A 15,316-nucleotide genomic window follows, 5' to 3' on the forward strand; every position below is an offset into this window, starting at 1 on the left:
TTTGCAGTCTGATTTACATCAGCCCAGCACAGAGTCAATCTTTCAGGAGGCGAGTGCCCAATAGGTCGCAACCTTGAAGCAGATTAGCAGCGCTTCCGGCCTGTTTTGAAGAGGCCGGAAGTGGTTATCGTGTTTTGCGCATGAATATGTCTGAAATTAGTATCTAAAATTCAGAATCATGCGCCGGAGTTGGTTTGGGCGAAATTATTGCATATCAAGTGCGATGCCGCCGGCTTCACTGCCAGTCAGCCTGCGTGCTTTTCCATCTGCTCCGACGACAACGGTATAGCGTCTGCGCAGCATGGTGAGGTTTGGCGAAACTGCGACATCAATCGCAGGGTCGAATTGCAGGGTGATCCGCCAGAGATCAGGCTTGATCGTTTCTTCAACAGCGATAATGCGTGCTTTAAAAACAGTTGAGTGAAAGGTGCCTGAAACGCGTTGACTGACACGGTAAGGGGCCGCACCGTCTTCGATATGCGCGGCATCGGTCTTCGCGCCATAGGCTGCCAGCGTGTTCCAATCACGTGTACCGGACTGGCGAGCAACGAGGTCAAGCGCTTTTCCGTGGCTGATTTGGATGCCCTCTTCCCCCAGAGCCTGCCGCAAACGGCGAGCCTGATGTTTAAAATGCGTCGTATTATGCCCAGCAAGGGTAGCTGTGGTCATGGTTTTGCTCCTGAATGTGAGCAGCGTTTTCGTGAACGGGTACCCGCATTGCCGTTTCTGCCGTCACCGGAACAGGAACGTGAATTCAGAATGCTTTACCATGGCCATGAGGCTGCGAGCGGCGGGTGCATTCCAACCCAAGGGCGGAAAATAGGCATATGTGAGGAGGATTACAAGCCCCTCAATATGGGAATGGGGTGCTTGCACCCTGGCGCTGTTCAGTGCACAAATTGCGCATGAAAACACTTGCTCGCCCACGTCGTTCCGTTTTGTTTGTTCCTGCCTCCAACAGCCGTGCGCTGGAGAAAACGCTGGCGCTTTCAGCCGATTGCGTGATTTACGATCTTGAAGATTCTGTTGCGCCAGAAGCAAAAATCGCTGCCCGCGATGCGTTGATTGCGCATTTTTCCCTTTATCCCAAGGTTCAGTTTGAGCGCATCGTGCGGGTGAATGCTGCGGACACGCAATGGGGAGAGGCGGATATTCTGGCGGGCGCGAAAATCGGCGCGGATGCCGTTCTTCTGCCAAAGGTCGAGCGACCGCAGGATGTGATTGATGCCGCTAATCTGCTGGATGGCAGCGATGCCGCGTTGTCCTTGCGCATCTGGGCAATGATTGAAACGCCACGCGGCATTCTCAATGCGGATGAAATTGCCATGCTTGGCCATCGTTCGGCGGCAAGGCTTGGCTGTTTTGTGGTTGGACCCAATGATATTGCGCTCGCCACGGGCGTTCGTCCGCAAGCCGGGCGGCCTTATTTGATCCTATGGCTCATGCAGATTGTTCTCGCGGCGCGCGCAGGCGGTATCGATGTGCTGGATGGCGTTTATAATGATTTTCGCGATAGCGCTGGCTTCGAGGCTGAATGCTTGCAAGCGGCTCTAATGGGCTTTGACGGCAAGACGCTCATTCATCCGTCGCAAATTGGCGCTGCAAACCGTGCTTTTTCGCCATCGGATGACCAGCTAGCCCATGCCCGCGCTGTGATAGAGGTGTTTTCGAAAGCAGAAAATGCGGATAAAGGCGTTGTGTCGCTGGACGGCCAGATGGTCGAGCGCCTGCATCTCGCAATGGCTGAGCGTCTGCTTGCAAAATCAAATTCATCATCATGACAAAGGAAGAAAGACTATGAAGCTTTATCGTTTCATCACTGGCCCGGATGACTCCGCATTTTGTCATCGCGTGACCGCCGCTTTGAACAAGGGCTGGCAGCTTCATGGCTCGCCAACCTATGCGTTCAATGCAGCAACGGGCCTGCTCCATTGCGGCCAGCCGGTTATCAAGGAAGTCGAAGGTGTAGACTATACGCCGGACATCAAGCTCGGCGATTATTGATAAGACAAGAAAAAGGCCGGTTTCCCGGCCTTTTTTTTCAGTTCAGTCCACGCTTTTCAATCATTGCATCGGGCGTTGGCATCTTGCCGCGGAAGGCTTTGTAAAGCTCTTCCGGATCGCGGCTGCCACCGGCTGAATAGATATATTGCCTGAGTTTTGCTGCCAGTTCCGGGTTAAACGCGTCGCCGGTTTCTTCAAAAGCCGCAAATGCATCGGCATCGAGAACTTCCGACCACATGTAAGAATAGTAACCGGCTGAATAGCCATCACCGGAGAAGACATGGGTGAAATGTGGTGTGCGGTGACGCATGATAATTGCATCTGGCATCGATAGCTTTTTCAGCGCTGCTGTTTCAAATGCCAGTGGATCGGTGATCTTTTCCTTGCCGGTATGGAACGCCATATCGACGAGCGCAGATGCGGTGAATTCAACCGTGTTGAAGCCTGCATTGAACGAGCGCGCAGCAAGCACCTTATCAAGAAGTGCCTTTGGCATGGCTTCTCCCGTGCGATAATGCACGGCGTATTTTTCAAGCACCTGCGGCACGGTCAGCCAATGCTCGTAAAGCTGCGACGGCAATTCAACAAAGTCACGCGAAACGGCGGTGCCGGAAACGGCTGGCCATGTTACATCCGACAAAAGTCCGTGCAGCGCATGACCAAATTCGTGGAACAGTGTGCGGGCATCATCAAGCGAAAGAAGCGCTGGCTCACCTGCCTTGGGCTTTGCAAAATTCATCACATTGTAGATGAAAGGCTTTTGCCCCGCATCGAGCTTATGGCTTGATTGTAGCGAACTCATCCACGCGCCGGAACGTTTCGATTTACGGGCAAAATAATCGCCGAGAAACAGGCCGCGTTCGCTGCCGTCCGCATTGAGCACCTGAAACACCCGTACATCTGGATGCCAAGTGGTAATGCCCTTCTTTTCTTCAAAGCGAATACCGAAAAGGCGCGTTGCCACATCAAAGCTGGCTTCGATGATCTTTTCGAGTTGCAGATAGGGTTTCAGTTCAGCCTCATCGAAAGCAAAACGCTCGGCACGCAGCTTCTCGGCATAAAAACGCCAGTCCCATGGCGCGACCTTGTGATTGCCACCATCGGCGGCGATCAGACGTTCCAGTTCTGCTTCTTCTTCGCGCGCCTTGGCTCGCGCCTTATCCCACACGGGTTCCAGCAGGTTCATGACAGCCTCTGGCGTCTTGGCCATGGTGTCATCAAGCTTATAGGCGGCAAAATTGGCATAACCGAGCAGATGCGCCTTGCGCTCGCGCAGTTCCACCATTTCGCGCACAATCTCGCGATTGTCGTTGTCGCCTCCATTTTCGCCACGCTTGGCCCAGGCATTGAAAGCTTGCTCTCGAAGTTCCCGGTTTTCTGAAAAGCTCAAAAATGGTTCGACAATCGAGCGTGAGAGCGTCACCGCCCAAACGTCAGGTCGGCCATGTTCGCCAGCCGCACTTTGCATGGCGTTTTTAAGAAAATCGGGAAGTCCCGCAAGATCGGCTTCGTCGGTGATGAAAAGCGCCCAGCCTGCTTCATCCTTCAGCACATTCTGACCAAAGCGTGCGCCAAGCCCGGCGAGTTTTTCATTGATGCCTGCGAGTTCGCTTTTGCCTGCCTCATCAAGCTTCGCACCAGAGCGCACAAAGCCCTTCCAGGTCTTTTCCAGCACACGCTTTGTCTCCATGTCGAGATCCAGATGATCGCGCTTTTCATACAGTGCGTTGATACGCGCAAAGAGAGCCGGGTCCATCATGATACGCGAGTAATGGCGCGACATTTTCGGCGCGATTTCGCGCTCAAGCGCCTGAATCGTATCATTGGTATGTGCACCTGCGCGCAACCAGAAAACTGACGAAACACGGTCGAGCGCCTTGCCTGAAAGCTGTAAGGCTTTGAGCGTATTCTCAATCGTTGCCTCGGAGGCACTGTTTGCAATGGTTTCCACGTCTGCAAGGTCGTAAGCCAAAGCAGCATCAAAGGCGGGAGCGAAATCGTCATCCTTGAACGCGGTGAAATCCGGCAGGCCGAGAGGTCCATTCCATTCGGTCAGTGCATGATTATAGACGGGCGTGTCGGACATCGCGAAACTCTCACTTAAATGAACTCGATATGAGTAAGACTTAGGATTTGAATGCGTTGAGGACAAGGGCAATTGGCAGTATAAGCAGAATATGAAAAAGCCGTCATGAAAGTCGCGCAGGGGTTGACTTTGATGCCGACCCGGCGCACATGAGCCTTGCAGCCGCATTTTCTTTGGCTGCATTTCAACCGGAGTTTTATTCTCTTATGCCAAGCGACAGTCACAGTCGATTGTTTCAGCCGTCAAGGCAGTTCGTGATCTGATCGCTTGCGGTCGGCTTGCACGATCTGCCTCTGACGGCGGATCGACAGAAAGGCAAGCCTATGACCGACAACAACTTCTTCTCTGAAGTGCTTAATGTTGCCGACCTCCCTGCAGCGGCAATTGCCAGCCGCATCGCCGATATTCGTACAGGTGACGCGGTCGAGATCGTCAATGAACTGGATGCAGATGATGCAATCGCGGTTCTTGCACAGCTATCGCACGATGATGCCATCCGCCTGCTTGACCAGCCGGAACTGGAACGTGCGACCGAAATTCTTGCAAATTTACAGCCCAATATCGCAAGCTCGCTGCTTGATGGCATGTCCGCTGACCGTGCCACGGACGTTTTCCAGGACATGGAAGATGCGGATCGGGCACGGCTTTTTCCCATTCTCGCGCCTGAGACAAAGGCTGCGTTGAAAAAGCTTATGGGCTATCCGCCGAACACGGCTGGTAGTCTGATGACCATTGAATTCATCACGGTTCCTTCGGACTGGAATGTCGGGCAAACGCTTGATCATATTCGTAAGGTCGAGCGCACACGGGAGACGGTTTATGCAATCTATGTGGTTGAGCCACAGACCCGCGTTCTGCTGGGCGTGGTCAGCCTGCGTCGTCTGATTGTTCGTGAGCTTGATGAGCCGATCCTCTCGCTTGCCCGCGATGATGATCCGATCACCATTTCGCCCCTTGCCAACCGTGAAGATGTTGCGCGGCTTTTCCGCAAGCACGACCTTCTGGCGGTGCCTGTCGTTGATGACAGCCGCCACATCATCGGCATTGTTACTGTCGATGATGTGCTGGATGCCATGACCGAGGATGCCAGCGAAGATGCTTATCGTTTTGGCGGCATGGAGGCACTTGATAAGCCTTATATGCGCATCGGCTTTGGCGAAATGCTTAAAAAACGCGGTGGCTGGCTGGGTATCCTGTTCCTTGGCGAAATGCTGACCGCAAGTGCGATGCAGCATTTTGAGCTGGAGCTGGAAAAAGCACTGGTTCTGACCTTGTTTATTCCGTTGATCATGTCGTCCGGCGGTAATTCCGGTTCGCAGGCAACCTCGCTGATCATTCGCGCGCTGGCTCTACAGGAACTGACGCTTAAGGATTGGTGGCGGGTCGCAATTCGCGAAATACCAACCGGTCTGGCACTTGGTGCATTCCTTGGGTTTATCGGTGTTGTCCGTATTGCTATCTGGCAGAATCTCGGCATCTATGACTATGGAGAGCACTGGATGCTGGTTGCGGTCACGGTGGGGATGGCGCTTGTCTGTATCGTGACCTTCGGCTCGCTGACAGGTTCGATGCTGCCGTTCATTCTGCGCAGACTGGGCTTTGATCCGGCAAGTGCCTCGGCGCCTTTTGTCGCCACACTGGTTGATGTGACGGGTCTCGTGATCTATTTCAGCGTTGCGCTGGTCATTTTGTCGGGTACCTTGTTATAGAAACACCGGCAAAACTGTCACAATCAGCCTGTAAACAAACATCTAAATCCGGTCTTTTCGGGTTAAATGAGGGGCAGTTTCGCGCTGCCCCTTTCTAAAACGTAAAAAAACCTGTAAGAGCGCCCCATTGATTTTCCGTGCATCCATCTTGGCGCGGCTCCCAACTCATACAGAAGTGATCTCTATATGGAATTGCGTAATATCGCTATTATCGCACACGTCGACCATGGCAAAACAACGCTGGTCGACGAACTGCTGAAGCAGTCCGGCTCTTTCCGCGACAATCAGCGCGTTGCAGAACGCATGATGGACTCCAACGATATCGAGCGCGAGCGCGGCATCACCATTCTCGCCAAGGCCACTTCGGTTGTCTGGAAGAACACCCGCATCAACATCGTCGACACGCCCGGCCACGCCGATTTTGGTGGTGAAGTTGAGCGTATTCTCTCGATGGTGGACGGCGCTATCGTTCTCGTTGATGCTGCTGAAGGCCCAATGCCACAGACGAAGTTCGTGGTTGGCAAGGCGCTTAAGGTTGGTCTGAAGCCAATCGTTGCGATCAACAAGATCGATCGCCCGGATGGCCGTCATGAAGAAGTCATCAACGAAGTGTTTGACCTTTTTGCCAACCTCGACGCAACTGACGAGCAGCTCGACTTTCCGGTGCTTTACGGTTCAGGCCGCAATGGCTGGATGGCATTGAACCCAGACGGCCCAAAGGACGAAGGTCTTGCGCCGCTGTTCGATCTGGTTCTCAAGCACGTTCCTGCGCCAAAGGTTGCGGAAGGTCCGTTCCGTATGATCGGCACGATCCTCGAAGCTGATCCGTTCCTTGGCCGCATCATCACCGGTCGCATCCATTCCGGTTCGATCAAGCCGAACCAGAGCGTTAAGGTTCTTGATCAGGAAGGTAAGCTTCTTGAAAACGGCCGTATTTCGAAGATCCTCGCTTTCCGCGGTATCGATCGTCAGCCGATTGAAGAAGCACAGGCAGGCGACATCGTTGCTATTGCCGGTCTTTCCAAGGGCACGGTTGCAGACACGTTCTGCGATCCTTCCGTGACCACACCACTTGAAGCGCAGCCGATTGATCCACCGACCGTAACCATGTCCTTCATCGTCAATGACAGTCCGCTGGCTGGCACGGAAGGTGATAAGGTTACCAGCCGCGTGATCCGCGATCGCCTGATGAAAGAAGCTGAAGGCAGTGTTGCTCTCAAGATTGAAGAATCCGGCGAAAAGGATTCGTTCTTCGTTTCCGGTCGTGGCGAATTGCAGCTTGCTGTTCTGATCGAAAACATGCGCCGTGAAGGTTTTGAGCTTGGCGTTTCGCGTCCACGTGTTGTCATGAAGGACGGCGAAAACGGCGAGAAGCTGGAGCCTGTCGAAGAAGTCGTCATCGACGTTGATGAAGAATATTCGGGCACCGTTGTTCAGAAGATGTCTGAACGCAAAGCCGAAATGGTCGAACTGCGTCCTTCGGGCGGCAACCGCGTTCGTATGGTGTTCTACGCACCGACCCGTGGTCTGATCGGCTATCAGTCGGAACTTTTGACCGATACACGCGGCACGGCGATCATGAACCGCCTGTTCCACGATTATCAGCCATATAAGGGTGAAATCGCTGGCCGTAACAATGGCGTTCTGATCTCCAACGATCAGGGTGAAGCTGTTGCCTATGCGCTCTTTAACCTTGAAGATCGTGGTCCAATGATCATTGACGCAGGCGTCAAGGTTTACCAGGGCATGCTGATCGGCATCCACTCACGCGATAACGACCTTGAAGTAAACGTGCTGAAGGGCAAGAAGCTCACCAACGTTCGCGCGGCAGGCAAGGATGAAGCTGTGAAGCTGACGCCGCCGATCCGCATGACACTGGAACGCGCTCTGTCATGGATTCAGGACGACGAACTGGTTGAAGTCACGCCAAAGTCGATCCGTCTGCGCAAGCTCTATCTCGATCCAAATGAGCGTAAGCGTTTTGAAAAGAGCAGCAAGTCAAGCGCTGCCTGATCTTTCTGATGCTATAAAAAAACGGCGCCTTCGGGCGCCGTTTTTGTTTGGGGTAACAAGATTTATTCTTTATCGCTCGCCGCGGCGATAGGGCTGCATCAGCGCCTGTGGAACGCGTGCTCGGCGCGCCATAACAATCAGCGCCACAATCGACATGATATATGGGATCATCAGGAAGAGCTGATAAGGCACGAGCTTGCCGTAAACGGTTTGTAGACGCAGCTGGAACGCGTCAAAGAGCGCAAACAGCAAGGCGCCTAAAAGTGCGCGCGCAGGCTTCCATGAGGCAAATACGACGAGCGCGATACACACCCAGCCGCGTCCCTGCATCATGGTCGGGAAGAACGAGTTGAACGCGGAGAGCGTGAGAAACGAGCCGCCAACAGCCATCAATGCACTGCCGAACATGATGGTGAAAATACGCACCCGGATCGGGTTGATGCCTTGCGCTTCGGCTGCATGTGGATTTTCACCGGTCATGCGTATGGCAAGGCCCAACGGCGTACGGAAAAGCACATAACCAAGCAGCAGTGCCAGTGGAATGGCGATCCATGTGAGTGCTGTCTGGGTGCCGAGCACCGGTCCAATAAACGGAATATCCGCAAGCCAAGACGGATTGACTGGCTGGAACGGTGTGATTGTCGGTGGTGTGGAAGACAATGGCACCAGCAGACGAAACAGGAAATAGCTCAGACTCGACGCAAACAGCGTGATGCCAAGGCCGACCACATGCTGCGACAGGCCGAGTGGAACGGTCAGCGCTGCGTGCAGCAGGCCAAAAACAGCACCCGATGCGGCAGCAGCCAGCACGCCGACCCAAAGATCTGCCCCGTTGAAGACGGTCAGCCAGCCGATCATTGCGCCAAAGGTCATGATGCCTTCGATGCCGAGATTCAGAACGCCTGCACGTTCGCAATAAAGTGCGCCGAGCGTGCCGAAAATCAGCGGTGTTGCGATGCGCAGAACCGATACCCAGAGGCCAGCGGAAAGCAGGATATCCATCAACTCGTTCATCGGGCGATCCTGTATTGGGTGAAGAAGAGGGCGACCAGCATGGTGAGCAGCGACAGTGCAACCGTCACATCGGCGATGAAGCTCGGAATGCCAATGGCGCGGCTCATGCCGTCTGCGCCAACGAACATGGCTGCTGCAAAAAGGGCCGAAAAAATCGCACCAATGGGGTTCAGATTGGCAAGCATGGCAACGATGATGCCGGAATAGCCAAAGCCCGGCGACAGATCGGTTGTGACATAACCTTTGACACCCATGACCTGTATCGCACCGGCAAGACCCGCAAGGCCGCCGGAAATGCAGGCGACTTTCACCAGCGTTTTGCCAAGGGGTACACCTGCAAAACGCGCGGCTTTCGGGTTAAGTCCCGCAGCTTTGGTTTCAAGACCAAACACGGTGCGCTTTTGGACATAGGCGATGATCAGCGCAAGCGCGATGGCAATCAGAATGCCGATATGGAGCCGCATGCCCGGCATGATTTTTGGCAGCACGGCTGCATCCGGTACAGGTTCCGACTGCGGCCAGCCGAAAGCCAGCGGGTCTTTCATCGGGCCTTCGATCATCATCGAAACGAATAGAACAGCCACGAAATTGAGCAGCAGCGTGGTCACGACTTCATCAACGCCAAAGCGCAGGCGAAGGCCGAGCGGGATCAGCAGAAAGATCATGCCAGCAATCGCACCCACGATCAGCAGCAGCGGAATGAGTAAGGGCGCTGGCAGGGCTAATTGCGTGCCAAGTGCCACAACTGCCAGTGCACCCATATAGAACTGGCCTTCGGCACCGATATTCCAGAGCTTTGAGCGGAAAGCGACAGCCGCAGCAAGGCCGGTCAGCATCAGCGGGGTCGCGCGGGTCAGTGTTTCGGTAATCGAAAGCTTTGTACCGAATGCGCCGATTGCAATCTGGCGAAAGGATTCAAGTACAGGGGCGCCCGCGGCTGCGATCAGCAGGCCAGCCAGCACAAAGGCAGCGAGAACCGCAAGAACCGGAGCCGTTGCCACCAGAGCCATGGGCCTTGTTTCGCGTCTTTCAATACGCATCAGTTGAGCCCCTTCGTAGTATTATTCTGCCATTCGCCGGCCATCATCAGGCCCAGTCTTTGCGCATTGGCCTCGGCTGCATCAATGGGTGGAGACAGCTTTCCTTTGACGATAGCCTGCACGCGGTCGGCAAGGCCGATAATTTCGTCAAGGTCTTCCGAGATAAGCAGCACGGCAGCACCTTTGGCCCGCGCTTCCAGAATGCGGGCATGAATGGCAGCGACTGCACCTTCATCAAGGCCGCGCGTTGGCTGGGCAGCAATTAAAATGCGCGGGGCTGTTTCAAGGTTGCGGCCCAGAATGAGTTTCTGCATGTTGCCGCCTGAAAGCAGACGAATGCGGCTGTCGGGCGTGCCGCCACGCACATCGAAATCTTTAATGATGCGGTTGGTAAATTCACGCGCAGCCGTTCGATTGACCAGAATGCCACTGGAAAATTGCCGATCGCGGACGCGCTCAAGTATAGCGTTTTCCCAAAGTGTGAGATCGCCGATTGCGCCTTCCGCATTGCGATCTTCCGGGATACGGCCAACACCCATTCCCACAAACTGACGCGGATCAAACTTCTTAACCGCCTCGCCGAACATAACGAGTGAGCCACTGGCAGGCTGGCTGAGGCCGGAAACAAGACGGCCGAGCGCCGCCTGACCATTGCCGGAAACGCCGATGATGCCGAGGGTTTCGCCAGCGCGCAGATGAAAATCAAGATCGGTCAAGCGCGCCACACCATCTTCCACCACAGTGACATTCTTTGCTTCAAGCAAAGTCTCGCCGGGGGTGGCGGCTGCGCGCGAAGGGCGCGAAACACGGCGGCCAACCATCAGTTCAGCCAGCTCTTCCTTGGAGGTTTCGGACGCTTTGCGTTCTGCGACAAGCTTGCCGCCACGCAAGACCACAACACGGTCAGCGGCAGACATGACTTCATGCAGCTTGTGCGAAATGAAGATGAGTGACAGGCCCTGACGCGCCATTTCTTTCAATGTCGCAAACAGATTTTCGGCTTCCTGTGTGGTCAGAACGGCAGTCGGCTCGTCGAGGATCAGAATATCGGCATCGTTGTAGAGCGCTTTTAGAATTTCCACGCGTTGCTGCTCGCCGACCGATAGATCGCCAAGCCGTGCATCGGGATCGACCTGCAAGCCAAAGCGTTTGGCAATTTCCGAAATCTTCGTTCGCGCTGCACCATGCGCTGATTTTAGTTTCCAGAGGCTTTCGGTGCCCGTGATGATGTTTTCCAGAACCGTGAGATTGGGAGCCAGTGTAAAATGCTGATGCACCATACCAACGCCCGCATCGATTGCGGCGCGTGGCTTACCCTGCGGGATTTCGGTGCCCTTGACGAAAACGCGCCCTTCATCAGGCACGTAATGGCCGAACAGAATGTTCATTAGCGTGGTTTTGCCAGCGCCATTTTCGCCTAAGAAAGCGAGGATTTCGCCGCGCTCAAGCTTTAACGAAATAGCGTCATTGGCGGTCAGCGTGCCAAAGCGTTTGGTTATATTTTGCAGTTCGAGAACTGTGGTGGTCATGCGTTCAACCCCGCAACGCCAAATTTATGCTGAAAGCGACAGTCCTCTTCCATCAACTCGCCCAGGTTTAAGAGAAGATTGTCCTCTCCCATACGAGCAATCAACTGAATTGCAAGCGGCATACCGTTTGCGTCCGTGCCAAAAGGCATGGAAAGCGCCGGAAAGCCGGAAATATTGGCCAAGGCCGCATAAGGCGCGAATGCATTCATCTTATGCCAATGTGCGTCCACATCGTCATGATCCATAGGATATGAGCCGACCGGCTGCGGACCAAGCGCCAGCATCGGCGTTATTAACACATCAATGTCATGGAAAATCTGCCAGAGTTGATAGGCGGTCATAACGCCGCCATTCATGGCGTCGTAGAGTTCGACTGCGCTCATTCTGCGTCCGCGCAATGCCACGGCTTGCGTCAGTCTTTCAAGCTTATCTTCGTCAATTGAGAATGCATCAATCGCCGATGCCAGATTGGCCGAGATGATCCGGTCAAAAGCTGTGGCACTCGTGTCAACGAGCGGGGAAAGAGCATCCGCATCGATCGCCCGAATTGTGTGGCCTTGCGCTTCGAGAAAGCGGGCTGCATCTTCAACCACTTGTTGACGCTCTTCCGTTACCGGATATTTGGTCAAATCTCCCGAAACAATACCGATGCGCAATTTTGAGAGGTTCGTGTCCGGTACGAATGCCAAATCAGGCAGGAAGCTTTCGGCGTTGCCAGCAACGAGCGGGAATAAAGTCTTTGCATCGCGAATTGAACGGCAAAGCGCAAATTCGCTTGCGATGCCTGCGAGATAATTGCCGAAATGCGGACCGGCTGGCATAGCGCCACGGCTTGGCTTGAGGCCGATCAGCCCACAAGTTGCCGCTGGAACGCGGATCGAACCACCAGCATCGGTTGCGTGCGCTATTGAAACAATACCGGCTGCCACGGCTGCGGCTGCACCGCCCGACGATCCGGCAGGCGAGAGTGTGTCGTCGAACGGATGACGAGCGACGGGGCCGTCTATCGGCTCGCTCGCAAGCGCCATGCCGAATTCTGGAACGGTTGTCGTGCCGAAAAAGTTAAGGCCCGCTTTGCGCAAACGCGCAGCGAGTTCTGAATCAAGGTCTCGCGGTGCATTCGCACAGGCGCGCGAACCAAGCCGGATTGGAAGTCCAGCGCAGGGTCCGCCTAAGTCCTTGAACAGCGATGGCACTCCGGCGAATGGCGCTTTGTGATCAAAAGCACTCGCATTTTTGCGCCCCAATTCTTCATCGAGATATGCAATGGCGCCCAGAGGGCGCCATTTTTCTGCGGCTTCAATCGCGGCATCCATGGCCTCTCGTGCGGTCAAAACGCCTTTCGCAATCGCGAGTGCGAGCGCTGTTGCATCCTGTTGCTTCATATCGAGTGCCACGTTGCTGTCCTGAAATTTCTTACTTAGGCTCTGCCGGATTTGGCTCGACCTTGAAAGTGCCAGCCTTGATCTCGGCGCGACGGGCTTCCATTTTGGCTTCGACGTCTGCCGGAGCAACGCCCTTGACGTAAACGATGTCGTTGCCGCCTTCCTTCATCAGGCTGAATGGCGTGTAATCCTTGCCGGTTGGATTGCCAGCCTTGACGTCTGCAACGGCTGCATCAAGGATCGGGCGGAAGTTCCACATCGCATTGGCAAAGACGGTATCCGGGTAGCGTGGCGTGTAATCAATCAGCGAACCAATTGCTTTGATGCCGCGTTCTTTGGCAGCATCTGCCGTACCGATACGCTCGCCAAACAGGATGTCAGCGCCAGCGTCGATCTGGGCGAGACCAGCTTCGCGTGCCTTTGGCGGATCGAAGAATGTGCCGATGAACGAAGCGTTGAACTTCGCATCCGGGCGGGTTTCTTTCACACCGTCCTGAAATGCATTGATAAGCATGTTGACTTCAGGAATTGGGATAGCACCGACCGAGCCGAAAGTGCCGGTCTTGCTCATGCCACCCGCAAGCATTCCTGCGAGATAGGCCGCTTCAAAATTCCATGTGCCGAACACGCCGAAATTGTCGCCCTGTTCCTTGCCGGACGAGCCCATGATAAAAGTGGTCTGTGGGTAATCGGCTGCAACCTGACGCGCTTCACGCTCGACAGCATAGGATTCGCCGACGATCAGTTTGATGCCCTGTTCTGCATATTCGCGCATGGCGCGCGGATAGTCGCTGGCCGAAACGCCTTCCGAAAAGACATATTCGATAACGCCGTCGTCATTGGCCTGCTTGAGCGCTTCATGAAGGCGCGAGTTCCATGCATTTTCAACAGGTGATGCATGAATGCCTGCGACTTTTAACTTTTCTTCTGCCGCGAAAACGCTGGTGGAGAGTGCTGTTACACTGAGAGCCGCAGACATTGCGAGAACGCTGCGGCGTGTGAGTTTGGACGGTGTGGTCATGGAAACCCCTCTTGGGTGATGTGTAGACGTGCAATTATGCGCGACTGATTGCTCCGCCTCTTTTTGCGAGGCTTATGAGCAACGTCACGTATTTCAGACGAATCTGCCGTTAATTCAAGCGCTTTTATCAGACGATTGAAAAAGAGGCACTGCTTTTTCGTCGTATTTTTGTGGGAATATTATTCCTGTGGCGCATAATCTGCGCCGTCAACCGAAGACGGACGGCCTTCAAGGTTGAGTGCGCTGATGCGTTGTGGTGTTTCGGCGATGATTTTTCCGCGTTTGACGACTATCAGGCGGTTGGCTTTCAGGCGAAGTGCTTCCAGCGCGTCGCGTGCCTGAAGCACCACGAAATCTGCATTGCAGCCTTTTTCAAGGCCGTAACCTTCAAGGCCCAGCGCTTTAGCCGAATTGACGGTGAGCGCGTTGAAGACCTGTTTCTTGCCTTCAATCGATGTCATCTGCGCGACGTGAACAGCCATATGGCCGACTTCCAGCATGTCACCCGAACCCATAGAATACCATGGGTCCATCACGCAATCATGGCCAAAGGCTACGTTAATGCCAGCCGCCATCAGTTCCGGCACGCGGGTCATGCCGCGACGCTTCGGATAGGTATCTGCACGGCCCTGCAATGTGATGTTGATGAGCGGGTTTGGAATGGCGTTCATCTGCGCTTCCGCAATCAGCGGAATGAGCTTGGAAACGTAATAATTGTCCATGGAGTGCATGGAGGTGAGGTGCGAGCCGGAGACGCGGCCCTGAAGGCCAAACCGCATTGTCTGTGCGGCCAGTGTTTCGACATGGCGCGACATTGGATCATCGGTTTCGTCGCAATGAATATCAACCGGCAGGCCGCGTTCTGCGGCAATGCGGCAGAGTTCTTCTAGCGATGCTGCACCGTCTGCCATGGTGCGTTCGAAATGTGGAATACCGCCGACAACATCAAGGCCCATATCGAGCGAACGATTGACGAGATCGACAGCACCGGGCGAACGATAGTACCCGTCCTGCGGGAACGCCACGAGTTGAAGGTCGATATAAGGTTTCACCTTTTCGCGCACTTCGATCATCGCCTCTGCCGTGAGCAGACGCTGATCGCTGACATCGACATGACTGCGAATGGCAAGCAGGCCCTGACTGACAGCGAGATCGCAATAGCGAAGCGCGCGCTCAACCATGGCGTCAACGGTCAGCATGGGCTTGAGTTCACCCCAAAGCGCGATGCCTTCCAGCAATGTGCCGGAGCGGTTTAAGCGCGGCAAGCCGAGCGACAGAGTTGCATCCATATGGAAATGCGGATCAACGAAAGGCGGTGTGACCAGCCGGTTTGAAGCGTCGATTTCCTTGGCTGCCTGATGATCGCCCGTGGATGGCACAATATCGGCAATCTTGCCGTCTTTGACCAGAATGTCCTGCTTTTCACGTCCGTCGGGGAGATTGGCGTTTCTTACAATCAGATCGAACATGGGCGGCCTCTTGGTCATTATAAAAATATGAGTGCTATAAAGTGCT

The 15,316-nt window shown here is 54.5% G+C and carries 12 protein-coding genes; 4 read left to right on the top strand and 8 right to left on the bottom strand.

Annotated features, from left to right (window positions below):
- Positions 1 to 204 precede the first annotated feature (204 nt).
- On the bottom strand, positions 205 to 669 hold the full coding sequence (locus OPR82_RS12465; protein WP_265985123.1) for a glyoxalase superfamily protein: 465 nt from the start codon (positions 667 to 669) through the stop codon (positions 205 to 207).
- Between the two features lie 236 nt (positions 670 to 905).
- On the opposite strand from OPR82_RS12465, the gene OPR82_RS12470 reads away from it, so the two are divergent.
- Positions 906 to 1,781, top strand: coding sequence for an HpcH/HpaI aldolase/citrate lyase family protein (locus OPR82_RS12470; RefSeq protein WP_265985124.1), 876 nt, complete (start codon positions 906 to 908; stop codon positions 1,779 to 1,781).
- A 16-nt stretch (positions 1,782 to 1,797) separates the two neighbouring features.
- On the top strand, positions 1,798 to 2,004 hold the full coding sequence (locus OPR82_RS12475) for a DUF1737 domain-containing protein (protein ID WP_265985125.1): 207 nt from the start codon (positions 1,798 to 1,800) through the stop codon (positions 2,002 to 2,004).
- 37 nt (positions 2,005 to 2,041) lie between these two features.
- Here the strand turns inward: OPR82_RS12475 and OPR82_RS12480 are convergent, their stop codons facing one another.
- Entirely contained in the window at positions 2,042 to 4,090 is a 2,049-nt protein-coding gene (locus OPR82_RS12480) for a M3 family metallopeptidase (protein ID WP_265985127.1), read from the bottom strand.
- A 323-nt stretch (positions 4,091 to 4,413) separates the two neighbouring features.
- Here OPR82_RS12480 and mgtE point away from each other — a divergent pair, with 323 nt between their 5' ends.
- A complete protein-coding gene (gene mgtE, locus OPR82_RS12485) occupies positions 4,414 to 5,799 on the top strand; it encodes a magnesium transporter (protein WP_265985128.1) in 1,386 nt (461 codons plus the stop codon).
- A 186-nt stretch (positions 5,800 to 5,985) separates the two neighbouring features.
- On the top strand, positions 5,986 to 7,812 hold the full coding sequence (gene typA / locus OPR82_RS12490; protein ID WP_265985129.1) for a translational GTPase TypA: 1,827 nt from the start codon (positions 5,986 to 5,988) through the stop codon (positions 7,810 to 7,812).
- A 69-nt stretch (positions 7,813 to 7,881) separates the two neighbouring features.
- Here typA and OPR82_RS12495 read toward each other — a convergent pair whose 3' ends face one another.
- The 6 genes from OPR82_RS12495 to OPR82_RS12520 form a co-directional block, all read right to left on the bottom strand.
- The gene (locus OPR82_RS12495) at positions 7,882 to 8,826 is read right to left on the bottom strand and encodes an ABC transporter permease (RefSeq protein WP_265985130.1); all 945 of its coding nucleotides are present in this window, start codon (positions 8,824 to 8,826) and stop codon (positions 7,882 to 7,884) included.
- Complete coding sequence (locus OPR82_RS12500) at positions 8,823 to 9,866, bottom strand: ABC transporter permease (protein ID WP_265985132.1); 1,044 nt, start codon at positions 9,864 to 9,866, stop codon at positions 8,823 to 8,825. Before OPR82_RS12500 ends, OPR82_RS12495 begins: the two co-directional genes overlap by 4 nt.
- A complete protein-coding gene (locus OPR82_RS12505) occupies positions 9,866 to 11,395 on the bottom strand; it encodes an ABC transporter ATP-binding protein (protein ID WP_265985133.1) in 1,530 nt (509 codons plus the stop codon). The genes OPR82_RS12500 and OPR82_RS12505 overlap by 1 nt, the downstream gene beginning before the upstream one ends.
- Entirely contained in the window at positions 11,392 to 12,780 is a 1,389-nt protein-coding gene (locus OPR82_RS12510; RefSeq protein WP_265985218.1) for an amidase, read from the bottom strand. Before OPR82_RS12510 ends, OPR82_RS12505 begins: the two co-directional genes overlap by 4 nt.
- A 31-nt stretch (positions 12,781 to 12,811) precedes the next feature.
- On the bottom strand, positions 12,812 to 13,801 hold the full coding sequence (locus tag OPR82_RS12515; protein ID WP_265985134.1) for a BMP family protein: 990 nt from the start codon (positions 13,799 to 13,801) through the stop codon (positions 12,812 to 12,814).
- Between the two features lie 179 nt (positions 13,802 to 13,980).
- Positions 13,981 to 15,270, bottom strand: coding sequence for an amidohydrolase family protein (locus OPR82_RS12520; protein ID WP_265985135.1), 1,290 nt, complete (start codon positions 15,268 to 15,270; stop codon positions 13,981 to 13,983).
- Between the last annotated feature and the right edge of the window lie 46 nt (positions 15,271 to 15,316).

The sequence above is a fragment of the Ochrobactrum chromiisoli genome (assembly GCF_026241335.1).
Taxonomy (GTDB): domain Bacteria; phylum Pseudomonadota; class Alphaproteobacteria; order Rhizobiales; family Rhizobiaceae; genus Brucella; species Brucella chromiisoli.